At 29.4% G+C, this 17,039-nt stretch carries 15 protein-coding genes and 1 riboswitch; of the genes, 13 read left to right on the top strand and 2 right to left on the bottom strand.

Translation table 11 applies throughout. From position 1 onward, the window contains the following. Window positions 1-5: 5 nt before the first annotated feature. From larC to FRIFI_RS13190, 5 genes are all read left to right on the top strand, one after another. On the top strand, window positions 6-1,190 hold the full coding sequence (gene larC / locus FRIFI_RS13210) for a nickel pincer cofactor biosynthesis protein LarC (RefSeq protein WP_166506086.1): 1,185 nt from the start codon (window positions 6-8) through the stop codon (window positions 1,188-1,190). A gap of 47 nt (window positions 1,191-1,237) precedes the next feature. Beyond that, a riboswitch (purine riboswitch) is annotated at window positions 1,238-1,339 on the top strand. A gap of 213 nt (window positions 1,340-1,552) precedes the next feature. Continuing rightward, window positions 1,553-3,016, top strand: coding sequence for an IMP dehydrogenase (gene guaB / locus FRIFI_RS13205; RefSeq protein ID WP_166506085.1), 1,464 nt, complete (start codon window positions 1,553-1,555; stop codon window positions 3,014-3,016). Between the two features lies 1 nt (window position 3,017). After that, window positions 3,018-4,550 (top strand): glutamine-hydrolyzing GMP synthase, encoded by a 1,533-nt coding sequence (guaA, locus tag FRIFI_RS13200; RefSeq protein WP_166506084.1) that lies wholly within the window; start codon window positions 3,018-3,020, stop codon window positions 4,548-4,550. A gap of 159 nt (window positions 4,551-4,709) precedes the next feature. Beyond that, window positions 4,710-6,047, top strand: coding sequence for an NCS2 family permease (locus FRIFI_RS13195; RefSeq protein WP_166506083.1), 1,338 nt, complete (start codon window positions 4,710-4,712; stop codon window positions 6,045-6,047). 80 nt (window positions 6,048-6,127) lie between these two features. After that, window positions 6,128-7,150 (top strand): BMP family lipoprotein, encoded by a 1,023-nt coding sequence (locus FRIFI_RS13190; protein WP_092922031.1) that lies wholly within the window; start codon window positions 6,128-6,130, stop codon window positions 7,148-7,150. A gap of 26 nt (window positions 7,151-7,176) precedes the next feature. On the opposite strand, the gene FRIFI_RS13185 is transcribed toward FRIFI_RS13190, so the two are convergent. Beyond that, window positions 7,177-8,043, bottom strand: a complete 867-nt coding sequence (locus FRIFI_RS13185; protein ID WP_166506082.1) for a potassium channel family protein — start codon at window positions 8,041-8,043, stop codon at window positions 7,177-7,179. 335 nt (window positions 8,044-8,378) lie between these two features. Here FRIFI_RS13185 and FRIFI_RS13180 point away from each other — a divergent pair, with 335 nt between their 5' ends. Both FRIFI_RS13180 and FRIFI_RS13175 read left to right on the top strand, forming a co-directional pair. Next, window positions 8,379-9,707 carry an NCS2 family permease gene (locus FRIFI_RS13180; RefSeq protein ID WP_278336158.1) on the top strand — a complete coding sequence of 443 codons (1,329 nt, stop codon included), beginning with the start codon at window positions 8,379-8,381 and terminating at the stop codon, window positions 9,705-9,707. Window positions 9,708-9,906: 199 nt separating this feature from the next. Then, on the top strand, window positions 9,907-10,251 hold the full coding sequence (locus FRIFI_RS13175) for a hypothetical protein (RefSeq protein WP_166506081.1): 345 nt from the start codon (window positions 9,907-9,909) through the stop codon (window positions 10,249-10,251). Window positions 10,252-10,293: 42 nt separating this feature from the next. Here the strand turns inward: FRIFI_RS13175 and FRIFI_RS13170 are convergent, their stop codons facing one another. After that, entirely contained in the window at window positions 10,294-10,947 is a 654-nt protein-coding gene (locus tag FRIFI_RS13170) for a biliverdin-producing heme oxygenase (protein ID WP_242977257.1), read from the bottom strand. A 354-nt stretch (window positions 10,948-11,301) separates the two neighbouring features. Between FRIFI_RS13170 and purE the strand changes: the two genes are divergently transcribed. From purE to purH, 6 genes are read left to right on the top strand one after another with little or no spacing between them, the layout of a single operon-like run. Further along, window positions 11,302-11,781, top strand: a complete 480-nt coding sequence (gene purE / locus FRIFI_RS13165) for a 5-(carboxyamino)imidazole ribonucleotide mutase (RefSeq protein ID WP_092922043.1) — start codon at window positions 11,302-11,304, stop codon at window positions 11,779-11,781. Window positions 11,782-11,783: 2 nt separating this feature from the next. Next, on the top strand, window positions 11,784-12,479 hold the full coding sequence (gene purC, locus FRIFI_RS13160; RefSeq protein WP_176579624.1) for a phosphoribosylaminoimidazolesuccinocarboxamide synthase: 696 nt from the start codon (window positions 11,784-11,786) through the stop codon (window positions 12,477-12,479). A gap of 11 nt (window positions 12,480-12,490) precedes the next feature. Continuing rightward, complete coding sequence (gene purF / locus FRIFI_RS13155) at window positions 12,491-13,858, top strand: amidophosphoribosyltransferase (protein WP_166506080.1); 1,368 nt, start codon at window positions 12,491-12,493, stop codon at window positions 13,856-13,858. Next, on the top strand, window positions 13,852-14,922 hold the full coding sequence (gene purM / locus FRIFI_RS13150) for a phosphoribosylformylglycinamidine cyclo-ligase (RefSeq protein ID WP_166506079.1): 1,071 nt from the start codon (window positions 13,852-13,854) through the stop codon (window positions 14,920-14,922). Before purF ends, purM begins: the two co-directional genes overlap by 7 nt. Next, window positions 14,916-15,509 (top strand): phosphoribosylglycinamide formyltransferase, encoded by a 594-nt coding sequence (purN, locus tag FRIFI_RS13145; RefSeq protein ID WP_166506078.1) that lies wholly within the window; start codon window positions 14,916-14,918, stop codon window positions 15,507-15,509. Before purM ends, purN begins: the two co-directional genes overlap by 7 nt. Continuing rightward, window positions 15,502-17,034: a bifunctional phosphoribosylaminoimidazolecarboxamide formyltransferase/IMP cyclohydrolase gene (gene purH / locus FRIFI_RS13140; protein WP_166506077.1), complete on the top strand. Its 1,533-nt coding sequence runs from the start codon at window positions 15,502-15,504 to the stop codon at window positions 17,032-17,034. The genes purN and purH overlap by 8 nt, the downstream gene beginning before the upstream one ends. Window positions 17,035-17,039 lie beyond the last annotated feature (5 nt).

Genomic DNA, 17,039 nt, shown 5'->3' with positions numbered 1-17,039 from the left:
GTATTATGGGAGAAAGAATACTTTATTTAGACTTGGTTAATGGTATTTCAGGAGATATGACCATATCAAGTTTGTTAGATTTAGGGGTGCCTAAAGAAATATTCTTAGAAGAAATTAATAAACTAAATATAAAAGAAGAATTTGAAATTAAGATTACACCTAAAAATGAAAGTGGAATACTTGGAACGAATGTAGATGTTATAACTAAAGAAAATAATCCACATAGGCATTTAGTAGATATATTTGAAATTATAGATTCTAGTTACTTAAGTGGTAAGGTAAAAGAAATGGCTAAGAAAGTATTTCTTGTAATAGGTGAAGCTGAGGCTAAAGTACATGGAACGACTATAGATAAAATACATTTTCATGAAGTGGGAGCAATAGATTCTATAGTTGATATAGTAGGTTCATGTATTTTAATAGATTTACTTTGCATAGATAAGATATATGCAAGTACTGTTCCTCTTGGGTCAGGATTTGTAAAATGCGACCATGGACTTATGCCAGTACCAGCACCAGCAACATTAGAAATATTAAAAGGTGTACCAGTTAAATTAAATAATGTGAAGGGTGAATGCACAACTCCAACAGGAGCAGGTATAATAAAGGCATTATGTAATGGGTTTGTAGATGATATAGAGTTTGAAGTGGATAAAGTAGGGTATGGAATAGGATATAAGAAGTTTGAAGTACCAAATATGCTAAGAAGTATTCTAGGTATAAAAAAAAAACAGGAAATAGTATATGAAATAACTACTAATATTGACGACATGTCATCAGAGATATATTCGCACCTATACAATAAAATATTACAAGAAGGAGCTCTAGATATATATACTGAGAGTATATATATGAAAAAGAATAGACCAGCAGTAAAATTATCGGTTATATGCAAAGAAGATGATTTAGAAAAAATAACCGAACATTTACTAAAAGAAACATCTACTTTTGGAGTGAGATATTCTAAGTATGATAGAGTGATATTAAAAAGAGAATTTCGCAAAATTAAAACTATTTATGGAAAAGTATCTGTAAAGCTTGGGTACTACAAAGGGAATTTAATAAAAGTAACACCTGAGTACGAAGACTGCATAAAAATAGCAGATAATCATGGGATATCGTTTACAAAAATTCTTCTAGAAATAAACAATATTATATATAAAGAATTTAATATAAAGATATTGACATAAATAATAAATTTTGATAAATTAGGATTTAACCTAAAGAAATTATTTATAAATGAATACATACCATCACTCGTATATACTCAGAAATATGGTCTGAGAGTTTCTACCGAGATACCGTAAATATCTTGACTATGAGTGAAATTATTATCACAGAATATCGTATAAAGTAAACTTGTAGGCTGATTAAAATCCTTATAGGTTGGCTAGAATAGATATTTTGGAAGCCTGTATAGTAATTTCACTTTTATGAGAATAAGACGAAGTTATTATACAGGTTTTTTTGTATACATTTATAACACGAATAAATAATTGAAATAATGGAAATAAAATTCGTATATATAAAAAATAAAGGGAGGAGAACTACCATGGCAACTATACTAAAAGAAGGCTTAACTTTTGATGATGTTTTATTAGTTCCTCAAAAATCTGAGGTATTACCTAAAGATGTTAAATTAGAGACTTATTTAACTAAAGAAATAAAATTAAATATTCCTTTAATGAGTGCAGGAATGGATACTGTTACTGAATCTAAAATGGCTATATCTATGGCTAGACAAGGTGGAATAGGAATAATACACAAAAATATGTCAATAGAAGAACAAGCATTAGAGGTTGATAAAGTAAAGAGAAGTGAAAGTGGTGTAATAGTAGATCCTTTCTACTTATCAAAAGACCATTGTATACAAGATGCAGATGATATAATGGCTAGATATAAGATATCTGGGGTACCTATAGTAGATGAAAATAATAAGCTAATAGGAATAATAACTAACAGAGATATAAAATTTGAAGATGATATGACTAAGAGTATAGAGGAAGCTATGACTAAAGAAAACTTAGTAACAGCTAAGGAAGGAATAGACTTAGTTGAAGCCCAACAAATACTTAAAAAGAATAAAATAGAAAAATTACCTATAGTAGACGAAGAAGGTCGTTTAAAAGGATTAATAACTATAAAAGATATAGAAAAGAAAATACAATACCCAAACTCTGCTAAGGATGCTCATGGAAGACTTTTATGTGGTGCAGCTGTCGGAATAAGTGCAGACTTATTAGATAGAGTAGATGCATTAGTTAAGGCTAATGTAGACGTTATAGTATTAGATAGTGCACATGGACATTCAAAAGGAGTTATGGATGCAGTTAAAAAAGTAAAAAATGCTCATCCACAGCTTCAAGTTATAGCAGGAAATGTAGCAACACCAGAAGCAACAGAAGATTTAATAAAAGCTGGAGCAGACTGTGTAAAGGTTGGTATAGGACCAGGGTCAATATGTACTACAAGAGTAGTAGCAGGTATAGGGGTACCACAATTAACAGCTGTAATAGATTGTGCAGAAGTTGGTAAAAAATATGGAGTGCCTGTAATAGCAGATGGAGGAATTAAATTCTCAGGAGATATAGTTAAAGCATTAGCAGGTGGAGCAGCAGTATGTATGATGGGATCAATGTTTGCTGGAACTGAAGAAAGTCCAGGAGAAACAGTTCTTTATAGAGGTAGATCATACAAAACTTATAGAGGAATGGGCTCTATAGGGGCAATGGAAAGAGGATCAAAGGATAGATATTTCCAAAATGATGCTAAGAAATTAGTTCCAGAAGGTGTTGAAGGAATGGTTCCTTACAAAGGAAAAGCAGAAGATATAATATTCCAAATGATAGGTGGAATAAGAGCAGGTATGGGATACTGTGGAGCACCTACATTAAAAGATTTAGCAGAGAATGCTCAATTTGTTAAGATAACAGCAGCATCTTTAAAAGAAAGTCATCCACACGATATAACAATAAGCAAAGAAGCGCCAAACTATAGTATGCAAGGGGAGATATAATATGAAGCATGAATTAGTACTTGTTGTTGACTTCGGAGGTCAATACAATCAATTAATAGCAAGAAGAGTAAGAGAAAATAACGTATATTGTGAAATAATACCATATACGACTCCTATAGAGAAAATAAAAGAAAAAAATCCAAAGGGTATAATATTTACAGGAGGACCTAATAGTGCATATTTAGAAGATTCTCCTAAGATAGCTAAGGAAATATTTGAAATAGGTGTACCAATACTTGGAATCTGTTACGGTATACAAGTAATGGCTCACATATTAGGTGGTAATGTAAGAAAAGGAAATACTAGTGAAAAAGAGTATGGAAAAACATCAATAACTTATGAAAAATCAGCTATATTTGAAGGTATAACTACAAGTACAGTATGGATGAGTCATACGGACTTAATAGATGTTTTACCAGAAGGTTTCAAATCAATAGCTTACACTGCTGATTGTCCAGTAGCAGCTATGGAAAATGCTGAACTGAACTTATATGGAGTACAATTCCATCCAGAAGTTGAACATTGTTTAGAAGGAGATATAGTTCTTAAAAACTTCTTATACAATGTATGTAAGGTAAGTGGAGATTGGACAACAGATTCTTTCATAGCAGATAAAATAAAAGAATTAAAAGAAACAATCGGAGATAAAAAAGTTTTATGTGCATTAAGTGGTGGAGTTGACTCATCAGTTGCTGCAGTACTTGTTCATAGAGCTATAGGAGATAACTTAACTTGTGTATTCGTTGACCATGGTTTACTTAGAAAAAATGAAGGTGATGATGTCGAAAGAATATTCAGAGATAAGTTTGATATGAACTTAATAAGAGTAAATTGTGAAGACAGATTCTTAGGAAAATTAAAAGGAATAACTGAACCAGAAGCTAAGAGAAAAATAATAGGTGAAGAATTCATAAGAGTATTTGAAGAAGAATCTTCAAAGTTAGGAAAAATGGACTTCTTAGTTCAAGGAACTATATATCCAGACGTAGTAGAAAGTGGACATGGAGAAGCTGCTACTATAAAATCTCACCACAATGTAGGTGGAATACCTGAAGATATAGAATTCCAAATAGTAGAACCATTAAGAGAATTATTCAAAGATGAAGTTAGAAAAATAGGTTTAGAACTTGGAATAGATGAAGCTTTAATATTCAGACATCCATTCCCAGGACCAGGTCTTGGTATAAGAGTTATAGGAGAAGTTACTAAAGAAAGATGCGATATCTTAAGAGAAGCTGATGCTATATACATGGATGAATTAAAAAAAGCTGGATTATATAAAGAAATATGGCAAGCATTCGCTACTTTACCAGATGTTAAAACTGTTGGAGTTATGGGAGATGAAAGAACTTATGCTTACTTAGTAGGTTTAAGAGCTGTTACATCTTCTGACGGGATGACTTCTGACTGGTACAAAATGCCATATGATGTTTTAGAGAAAATATCAAATAGAATAGTAAATGAAGTTGATGGAGCAAATAGAGTTGTTTATGATATAACTTCTAAGCCTCCAGGAACTATAGAATGGGAATAAGATTATAATATAATTACTTCATATACACTTTACATTATAAAAATAAAAGGCTATAAGCCTTTTATTTTTATAAAACCATCGACAAAATATTACATTATAAAATAAAAAATAATATAAAATTGAAAAAATTCTGAAATGTTAATTATAGGAGGCGTATAAATGAAAAATACGGTAAAGAATAACCAAGGAAAAGTTAATGTTTTAGAAAAAATATTTAAGCTTAGCGAAAATAATTCAAATGTTAAAACAGAAGTATTAGCAGGGATTACTACATTTATGACAATTGCATATATATTAGTTGTAAATCCTACAATACTAGGACAAGCGGGTATGGACAAGGAAGCTGTTTTTACAGCCACGGCAATAGCATCGGCAATAGGATGCTTAATAATGGGATTACTTGCTAATTACCCAATAATATTAGCGCCAAGTATGGGTATAAATGCATTCTTTACTTATACAGTAGTTTTAGGTATGGGATATAGTTGGCAATTTGCTCTATGTGCAATGTTTATAGAAGGTATCATATTTGTTTTATTAACAGTAACTAATATTAGAGAGAAAATCATAGAGTGTATGCCAGATGTTTTAAAACATGCTATAACAGCTGGAATAGGTTTATTTATAACGTTTATAGGATTTGTTAATGCAGGAATAATACAACAAGGTGGAGCTATTATATCTCTTGGAAATGTTAAGTCTCCGACAGTTATACTTAGTATAGTTGGCTTAATAATTGCTGCAACATTATTAATAAGAAAAGTAAATGGAGCATTCTTAATATCCATAATAATAACATCAATAATAGGTATGATATTTGCAATAGTTCCTATGCCCCAAGGAGTTATAGATGTACCACCATCTATACAACCAGTATTTATGAAAGTTTTTGAAGTAGGAAAATCAGATATTTTTAGCTTAGATATGTTAGTGATAGTATTAACTCTTTTATTTGTAAATATGTTTGACTCTATAGGATTTTTATTAGGTATAGCTGATAGAGCAAATTTAATAGATGAAAATGGAAATATGCCAGGGGTAAAAAAAGCATTATTAGCTGAATCAGTTTCAACTACTATATCTTCAGTGTTAGGGACATCTACACTTGCTACTACAGTAGAAAGTGGTGCTGGCATAGCCGTAGGTGGTAGAACTGGATTAACTGCAATTGTCACAGCAATACTATTTTTTATATCATTATTCTTTGCACCTTTATTTACATCAATACCAGCTCAAGCTACAGCTCCAGTACTTATACTAGTTGGGTTTATGATGGCAAGTTCTATAATTAGAATAAACTTTGATGATTTAACAGATGCAATACCAGCATTTATAACATTTATAGTAATGCCTTTATCGTATAGTGTTGCAGATGGGATAATGTTTGGGATAATATCTTATACAGTATTAAAATTATTATCAGGAAAAAAAGATGAAGCAAAAACATCCTTAATAATATTATCAATAGTATTTATATTAAAATTTGCACTACTATAAAATCAATAAATTAAGAATATAAATTAAATATACTAAGCAATATATAGACATATATGAAAAAATACACTAGGAGGAAAAATATGAAATTCAAAAAAATAACAGCATTAAGTACAGCTATAATAGTAGCATCATTAAGTTTAGTTGGATGTGGTTCAGATTCAGCTAAGGGTGAAAAAGAAACTATAAAAGTAGGTATGGTAGCAGATGTTGGAGGAATAAATGATGAATCATTCAACCAATCAGCATATGAAGGTCTTAAGCAAGCTGAAAAAGAATTAGGTATAAAAGTAAAAGTTATAGAATCTAAACAAGCATCAGAATACATACAAAACATAGAAAGTGTCATAGATGAAGGTGTAGACTTAGTTATAGGTGTAGGAAACACTATGAAGGATGATATTAAGAAGGAAGCTGAAAGTTATCCAGATCAACAATTTGCAATAATCGATGAAACTTATGATGATATCCCAAAAAATGTAACACCAATACTATTTAAAGAAAATGAAGCAACATTCTTAGCAGGTCTTGTAGCAGGTAAGATGACTAAAACTAATAATGTAGGATTTTTAGGTGGTATGGAAAACCAAATAATATCAAGATTTGAAAATGGATTTAAGTACGGAGTAAAAACTGCAAATCCAAATGCTAATATAAATGTACAATATGCAGGTACATTTGGAGATGCAGCTAAAGGTAAATCAATAGCAAATCAAATGTATGGAAACAATACAGATATAATATTATCAGCAGCAGGAGCTACTGGATTAGGTGCTATAGAAGCAGCTAAAGAGAAAGATAAGTACGCTATAGGAGTAGATAGAGATCAAAGTAATTTAGCACCAAAAAATGTATTAACATCAGCTTTAAAGAAAGTTAATGTAGGTGTATATGATACAGTTAAAGAATTAGTAGAAGGTAAGTTAAAAGGTGGAGAAGAAAAAGTATACGGACTTAAGCAAGGTGGAGTTGGTATAGTAGAGAAAAAAGATGGATTAATCCCACAAGATGTATTAAACTATGTTAATGAAATGAAAGAAAAAGTTAAAAATGGAGAAATAAAAGTACCTGCAACTAAAGCAGAATACGAAAAAACTCAAGGATAAATCAAAAGCTAGAGCAAAATTATGCTCTAGCTTTTTTTCTTTAAAGAAGAAAGTACATTACACATAGTATTTATATCATCTTCACTTAAATCATCGAAGTTTTCCAACCTATTTACTATATCTAGTATAACCATGTCTTTATATTCATCTTTACTAAATCTAGCACCAATAACTACATCCTTTAGGCTATCTTGAAGGAGAGAATGATGTTTTTTATGTTTTTTATGATGATGTCTTATATTTTCCTTTTTAATAAAATATGTAGATAGCGTAGAAGTAAGCGAACCTATAAATCCTATACCAAATATCATAAGAATCGATGCTATTATTCTACCACAAAAAGTTTTAGGGCATATATATCCATATCCTACTGTTGTAACAGTAACTATACTCCACCAAAGAGAATCTCCAATATCCCAATTTTCAAAATAACTAATAGAAATAGAGCTTAGGAGTATTATTATAACGGCTATAAAAAGAGTATAACTAAAGTTATTGGTTCTTATTAAACGATAAAAATTGCTATTACTTCTTTTTATTATAGCTAATATTCTTAGTACCATGACTAACTTCAGTAAAAGTATATATTTTCCAACATGAAAACTACATAAGTTTGAGAAATATATATATATTGTATGAAAAGGTATTATTGATACTAAATCTAATATATTATTTTTTATAAAAAGTTTCTTATTATCACTAGTAATAAATCTAGCTATATAATCTATAACAAATATTACCCATATGAAAAATTCTATATTTGAAAGAATTAACGAGGTTTTGGGGCTAATACTTATAGTTAATTGAATAATTAAAATACTAGCAATTAACAACGAAAGAAGTACCATAGTAACGTTGTAGAAAACTCGCTTTTTTCTTGTAATAACTAACAAAATAAAAACCTCCAATTTATATAAGTGATTTGAAATCAAACTATGATACTAATAATTCTAAGATATAAAAAATATAATGTCAAAATAAAGCCAATATATAAGAGTTAAAAATCTGATAGAAATAAGCGAAATATAGAACATTTTAGAGTATATACTAGTAAAATATAATAAAAATTAACTAAAAATACGAACTTTAGAAATAAAAAATATAAAAAGGTTCAAAAAACTATTGAAAAAATATGGACTATATAATATACTTACTAATGTAAGGTTAAGATAAAAACGAATTATTTTTATAAGATATTATTATAAATTCGAAAATTGGGGAGGTACAAATGCAGTCAACTCAGACAATGAACAAGGGTGTTCTAGAAAAAGTATTTAAACTATCAGAACATAACACAAACGTAAAGACTGAAGTTATAGCAGGAATAACGACATTCATGACTATGGCATATATTTTAGTAGTAAACTCAAATATACTTGCAGATGCAGGTATGGATAAAGGTGCAGTATTTGCTGCAACAGCAATAGCAGCATTTATAGGAAGTTGCGCTATGGGATTATTAGCAAACTATCCAATAGGTTTAGCACCAGGTATGGGGCTTAATGCATTCTTTGCTTATACAGTAGTTTTAGGTATGGGATATAGTTGGCAGTTTGCTCTTTGTGCAGTATTAATAGAAGGAATTATATTTATATTACTTACAATAACTAATGTAAGAGAGAAAATAATAGATTGTATACCAACTGCTTTAAAACATGCAGTAACAGCAGGTATAGGATTATTTATAGCATTTATAGGATTATCGAATGCAGGAATAGTAGTTAACGGATCTACAATACTTGCACTAGGAAACTTAAAAGATCCATTAGTTTTATTAACTATATTTGGATTATTATTAACAGCAATACTAATAGCTAGAAATGTAAAGGGAGCATTCTTAGTGGCTATGCTTACTATATCTATTGTAGGAATGGTAGGTGGATTAGTTCATCCTCCAGAAGGTGTAGTATCGGCTGCACCATCATTAAAGCCAGTATTTATGCAAGCTTTCTCAGTTCCAATGGAACAAATATTTAGCTTTGATATGATAGTAGTTGTATTTACATTCTTATTTGTTGATTTATTTGATACAGTAGGATGTTTAGTAGGGGTTGCTTCAAAGGGAGATATGTTAGATGAAAATGGTAAGTTACCAAAAGCTAAACAAGCATTATTTGCAGATGCAATAGCTACTACAGTAGGAGCATTACTTGGAACATCTACAGTAACAGCTTATGTAGAAAGTGCAGCAGGTATAGGTGAAGGTGGAAGAACTGGATTAACAGCAGTAACTACAGGAATATTATTTTTACTAGCACTATTCTTTGCACCAGTATTTACAGCTATACCAACTCAAGCTACAGCTCCAGTACTTATATTAGTTGGAGTTATGATGGCAAGTTCATTAACTAAGATAGATTTTTCAGATTTTACAAATGCTATACCAGCATTCTTAACATTTGCTATGATGCCTCTTGCATATAGTATAGCTGATGGAATAATATTTGGTATAATATCATTTGTAGTTTTAAAGATAGCGACAAAAAGAACAAATGAAATAAATTTATCATTGATAATATTATCAATATTATTTATATGTAAGTTTATATTCTTATAAAATAACAAAAAGCCACTCAGTGAGTGGCTTTTTTATGTTAAGAAAGTTAGAGGTTAAATTAAAAATTAAATCTATTAATGCTATATATTACAATTTATTACAAATTGAGTAAAGTATAGTTAGAAATATAAATAAATGTTAAACTAAATATAAAAATATCTATGGGGAAAAGTCATATATAAAGGAGGAAAGATTTACTATGTTTGGAATAATAGTAAATATATTTTTAATAGTGATGGGGATATATACTATATATTCAACAAATAAAGTAAGAAAGAATGGGATTATACCATACTCTAATCTTACGTTTAGTTGCATAGAAAAAATGAAAGATAATGAGGAATATAAAAAATACTACATAAAACTTAATTACACTATAGGATTTCTACTAATAATAGAAGGGACTATATTCACTATAGATAAGTATTATAATCTACCAGAGATGTTAATTCCGATTTTATTATTTTCATGTTTGATTTATATGTTTACTATTATATGGAAAACATTTAGTTTTCTTCCTAGTTATAAGAATAAAAATAGATAAAAATATAGCCACTTTTATATATAAAAGTGGCTATATTTTTATTTAAAATCTTAGATATTCTAATTCATTAGATATACTTATATTGAAAACATAAGATAAGCAAACCTCATTTAAGAAATCTTTTTTATCTTCGTCAGCTAATTTTATTAAATTAAGTTTTTGATGGTACATCATGACAAATCCTTTTAAATCTTGTATTTGATCAAATACATAATAATTAAGTCCTTTATTATCAATATTGTATTTAGATTTAACTATTTCGAATATTGTTCTGCCACCAAATAAATCTGCTAAATATCTAGTATATGCATGAGCAACTAATAAATTAGGATTTATCTTAGATAACTCATTTAATCTATTAACAAAGACCTTAGTTGAATCACAAATTTCTATTGAGTTAAATTTATCTCCTAATAAGAACTTAGAATCTTTTAGTAAAGACTCAGCTCTAAAAACTTCGGGAGTTATAAACTCTTTTAAAACTTCATTATCTTCATGCTTTCTTAAATTATCTTCTATAGCTTTATATACAAAGTAAAGGTTGTAGATATACTCACCATATGTTTCAATAGTAGCATTACCGTCTACTAATCTTTTTATGAACCCTGTATTCTCTGCCATATCATGTAATTTTTTTGTGTCACTTTGAATTGTTTTTAGGAAATTCATATCCATAAAATCATCTTCTTTCTTCATAATTTTAATTATCTACTAAATTTATACCTAATAAGTAATAAGCTAAACCAAAATTATAAAAATTTTTATAATATAGACCGAAAAATGTTTAAAAATCAACTAAGTCGTTAGATAAATAAAGTAGAGGGTCTAATGAAAGATAATTTCATATAAAACATAATTTAATTATACATTTATCGAACAATATATAATTAAATTATGTAAATGATAATTAAATATCGAATTTAATTAACAAAAAACAAAATAAATACTTGATTATATGTGAATATTAATATAAAATTTAAATATAAAGTTCGAATTATAGTACGAATTAAATATATCGTATTTATAATAAAAAAACGGAGGGAATTTAAAATGAAAGTAGCAGTAGTTATGGGTTCCAAATCAGATTATCCTAAATTAGAAGAAGGAATAAATTTATTAGAAAAGTATGATGTAGAAGTAGTAGTTAGAGCTTTATCAGCACACAGAACGCCAAAGCAACTTATGAGCTTCTTAGAAGAAATAGAAGACAATACAGACGTAATAATAGCAGCAGCAGGAAAGGCAGCACATCTACCAGGGGTAATAGCATCTCATACATTAATACCTGTAATAGGTTTACCAATAAAATCATCTACTATGGATGGTTTAGATTCACTTTTATCAATAGTTCAAATGCCTAAGGGAATACCAGTAGCAACTGTGACTATAGACCTAGGGCTCAATGCAGCTTTAATGGCACTTCAAATAATGAGTATAAAATATCCAAAATTAAAAGAAGATTTAAAATTATATAGAGAAGAAATGGAAGCTAAAGTATTAGAAGATGATAAAAATTTTAGGGGGAATTAATTATGTTATTATACGAGGGAAAAGCTAAACAAATATATTCTACAGAAAATGAAAATGAGTACATAGTTCATTACAAGGATGATGCAACTGCATTTAATGGGGAAAAGAAAGCTGAAATATCATCAAAAGGGATATTAAATAATAAAATATCAACAATAATATTTGAAATGTTACACAAAGAACAAATCAAAACACACTTCATAAAAAACTTATCAGAAAGAGAAATGTTAGTCAAAAAAGTAGAAATTTTACCACTAGAAGTTATAGTAAGAAATATAACAGCAGGATCATTTTGTAAGAGATTTGGAATAGAAGAAGGGATAGTTTTAGAAGAACCAATATTTGAGCTATGCTACAAAAATGATGAATATGGTGACCCAATGCTAAATGATGATCATGCAGTAGCAATGAAGTTAGCAACTAGAGAAGAAATAGATTTTATAAGAAAAGAAACTTTAAAAATAAATGAAGTTATGAAAGATTTCTTCTTAAAGATGAATTTAAAGCTAGTAGATTTTAAGTTAGAGTTTGGAAAAGATAGCGAAGGAAATATAATTTTAGCCGATGAAATATCTCCTGACACTTGCAGACTATGGGATGTAAACACTAATGAAAAATTAGATAAAGATAGATTTAGAAGAGATTTAGGAGACCTTGTACAAGGATATGAAGAAGTCCTTGCAAGAATGAGTAATTAGGGGGATATAATATGTGCGGAATAGTAGGTATATATTCAAATAAAGATATATCTAAAGAATTATATTATTCTTTGTACTCTATGCAGCATAGAGGTCAAGAAAGTTGTGGTATAGCAGTAGTTGATAATGAAAAAATAAACTACAAAAAAGATATGGGATTAGTATCAGATGTGTTCAAGGAAAAAGACTTAGCAGAGTTAAAAGGAAATATGGGAATAGGACATGTAAGATATTCAACTGCTGGTGGAAGTTATATGGCAAACTGCCAGCCATTAGTTGGAAGTTGTAGAAAGAGAAAATTAGCCTTAGCTCATAATGGTAATTTGGTAAATGCAAATTATTTACGAGACATGTTAGAAGAAGATGGATATATGTTTCAAGCGAACTCTGATACGGAGGTAATTTTATACATACTTGCTAGATACTATAAAGGTGATATAGTAGAGAGTTTAAAAATAACAATGGATTATATAAAAGGTGCATATTCACTAGTAATAATGGGTGAAGATGAACTTGTAGCAGTTAGAGACCCTCAGGGATTTAGACCATTAATATTAGGTAAGAAAGATGAAAAATTTATATTTGCATCTGAGGATTGTGCGATAGATATAATAGGTGGAGAAGTTATAAGAGATGTAGAGCCAGGAGAAATAATAGTTATAAAAAATGGTGAAATGAAATCTTATTTTTACTCTGAAAATTATAAAACAGTGAAAAGAAGTTGTATATTTGAACACATATACTTTGCTAGAAATGATGCAACTATAGATAATGTAAACGTATATAATTTTAGGATTAAATGTGGAGAAATATTAGCTAAGGATGATAAAGTTAAAGCTGATATAGTTGTTCCGGTTCCAGATTCGGGATGGGCAGGGGCAATAGGATATTCCAATGCTAGTGGGCTACCTGTGAGCGAAGGATTAGTTAAAAATAGATATGTGGGGAGAACATTTATAAAACCTACTCAAGAAGAACGAGAAATTGGAGTAAAGATAAAGCTTAATCCATTATCAAGTGTAGTCAAAGGAAAATCATTAATACTCGTAGATGACTCAGTAGTTAGGGGAACTACTTCAAAGGCAATAGTAAAATCTCTAAAAGATGCAGGAGCAAGTGAGATTCACCTTAGAATAACATCACCCCCAGTTAAGTATTCTTGTTACTATGGAATAGATACACCAAACCGTTCGAAATTAATAGCATCACAAAATGATGTAGAAGGAATTAAAGAATATATAGGATGTGATTCATTAGAATTCTTAGAAATTGAAGGAATGCTAGAGGCAACTGGACAAAAATCTAAATTCTGTAAAGCTTGTTTTGATGGAGATTATCCAGTTAAGAAAATAGATAGGGAGGAATTACTTTCATGTTAACATATAAGCAATCTGGAGTAGATATAGATGAGGGAAATAGAGCAGTAGATCTTATAAAAGGAAAGATAAAATCTACCTATGACAGCAATGTAATAGGAGATTTAGGAAACTTTAGTGGATTATATAGTTTAAAAGATTTTACAACTATGAAAGAACCAGTGTTGCTATCATCTACAGATGGAGTTGGAACAAAATTAAAGCTAGCCCAAATGTTAGATAAACATGATACGGTTGGAATAGATTTAGTTGCAATGTGTGTTAATGACTTAATATGTCAAGGGGCAAAGCCATTATTTTTCTTAGATTATATAGCTACTGGAAAATTAGTTGCAGAGAAAGTAGAACAGATAGTTTCGGGTATAGCAAAAGGATGTAAGATGGCAGGATCTGCACTTATAGGTGGAGAAACAGCTGAAATGCCAGGTATGTATTCTGATGATGAATATGATTTAGCAGGATTCTCAGTTGGAATAGCTGACAAAGAAAAAATAGTATCTGGTAAAAATGTTAAAAATGGAGATGTGCTTATAGGGATATCATCAAGTGGAGTTCATAGCAATGGATATTCTTTTATAAGAAAGATTTTTTTAGATACATATAATTATAAATTAGAACAGTACATAGAAGAATTAGGGATGACTTTAGGAGAGTCACTTTTAACTCCTACTAAAATATATGTAAAGTTAGTTTTAGATTTAATAAATAAATTTGAAATAAAATCTATAGCTCATATAACAGGTGGAGGAGTTATAGAGAATATACCTAGAGTTATACCAAAAGATTTAGGTATAGATATTAAGAAGGATTCATGGGAAAAACCTCCTATATTCAAAATGATAGAAGGATTTAATTCTATAGAAGAAAGAGAACTTCATAAGAGTTTTAATATGGGAATTGGATTAGTGCTAGTTGTAGATAGTGAAAGAGCAAAAGAAGTTGTAAATTATATAAATACTAAAGATCAAGAAATAAATATAGATGAAAAATATAAGGGACTGATGAAAGATAAAGCATATATAATAGGAAACGTTGTAGACACTCATGAAGGAGTAAGTCTATGTTAAACATAGGAGTATTAGTATCTGGTGGAGGGACTAATTTACAATCAATCATTGATGGAACTAAATTTGGAAACATCAAAGGTAATGTTAATGTTGTGATATCAAATAAAGAGAATGCCTATGCTCTACAAAGAGCAAAGCATAATGATATAGATGCTATATATGAAACTAATGAAGATAAGATTATAGAAATATTAAAAAAGTATAAAGTTGACTTAGTAGTTCTAGCAGGATACTTAAAGATAATAAGTCCTAAGTTTGTATCAGAATTTAAAGATAAGATTATAAATATACATCCATCATTAATACCATCATTTTGTGGTGGAGGCTATTATGGAGAAAAGGTGCATCAAGCTGTCATAGATTATGGAGTTAAATTTACAGGCGCAACAGTTCATTTTGTAGATGAGGTTGCGGATAATGGGCCAATAATAATGCAAAAAACAGTTGAAGTTAAGCAAGATGATGATGCTAAAACATTATCTAAAAGAGTATTAGAAGTTGAGCATAAAATATTAAATGAAAGTATAAGGTTGTTCTGCGAAAATAAATTAAGTATTCAGGGGAGGAGAGTGTTTATAAATGAGTAAAAGAGCATTAATAAGTGTGACAGATAAGAGTAGAGTAGTAGAATTTGCTAGAGAGCTAAATAGTCTAGGATATGAAGTTATATCTACAGGTAATACATTTAAAACACTAGTAGAAAATGGAGTAAATTCTATAACTATAGAAGATGTAACAAAATTTCCTGAAATGTTAGACGGAAGAGTTAAAACATTAAATCCATATATACATGGAGGGATACTTTATAAGAGAGATGAAAAATCACATATAGATACAGTAAACGAGTACAATATAGGATCGATAGATTTAGTAGCAGTCAATTTATATGACTTTGAAGGAACATTAAAAGCAGGAAAAAATCATGAACAGATGATAGAGAACATAGATATTGGTGGACCATCTATGATACGTTCAGCAGCTAAAAACTATAAAGATGTAACAATCGTAGTAGATGTAGATGATTACGATATGATAATAGAAAAACTAAAAAATAATGATTTAACTTTAGAAGATAGAAAAAGATTAGCATACAAGGCTTTCTCTACAACGGCTAGATATGATGCACTTATATCAACTTACTTTGCAGAGCAAGTAGGAGATACTTATCCTGAAATATTAAACTTAACATTCCAAAAAGAAGAAACTTTAAGATATGGCGAAAATCCACATCAAAATGGTATTTTATATACTCAACCAAATGCTAAAAATTCAATATTAAATTATGAACAATTAAATGGAAAAGAGCTTTCATTTAACAATATAAATGATTTACATGGATGTTTGGAGGTAATGAGGGAGTTTAAAGATAGTAAAGAAGTTGTTAGTGTAGCTATTAAACATACCAACCCATGTGGAGTAGGAATAGGAAAAGATAGTTTAGAAGCTTATAAAAAATGCTATGAAGCTGATAAAGTATCTATATTTGGTGGAATAGTAGGAATAACTTCTACTGTTGATGCTAAAACTGCAAGGATGATGAATGATATATTTTTAGAAATAGTAGTAGCTTATGATTATACAGACGAAGCATTAGATATATTAAAAGAAAAGAAAAACCTTAGAATTTTAAAGTTAGCTAAAATAGAAAAGAGTTTACAACCATATGATATGAAATACCTTGATGGAAAATTACTAATACAAGATAGAAACAACACTTTAGCACAAAAATGTGAAGTGGTGACAGATGTTAAGCCAAGTGAAAGTCAATTAATAGATATGGAATTTGGTATGAGAGTAGTTAAAAATATGAAGTCAAATGCAATAGCTATAGTTAAAGATGGTCAGACTTTAGCTCTAGGATGTGGTCAAACTTCAAGAATATGGGCATTAAAAAATGCTTTAGAAAATAATAAAGATAAAGATTTCAAAGGAGCAGTCCTTGCATCAGATGCATTCTTCCCATTTAGTGACTGTGTAGAATTAGCACATGAATATGGAATAGATGCAATAGTTCAACCAGGAGGTTCTATGAAAGATCAAGAATCTATAGATGCTTGTAATAAAAATCAAATGACTATGGTGTTTACGGGTATAAGACATTTCAAACACTAGGGGGT

It is taken from the genome of Romboutsia hominis (assembly GCF_900002575.1).
Classification (GTDB): Bacteria; Bacillota; Clostridia; order Peptostreptococcales; family Peptostreptococcaceae; genus Romboutsia_C; species Romboutsia_C hominis.
Note: the sequence above shows the minus strand (reverse complement) of the source record. Positions and strands in the feature narration are given on the sequence as shown.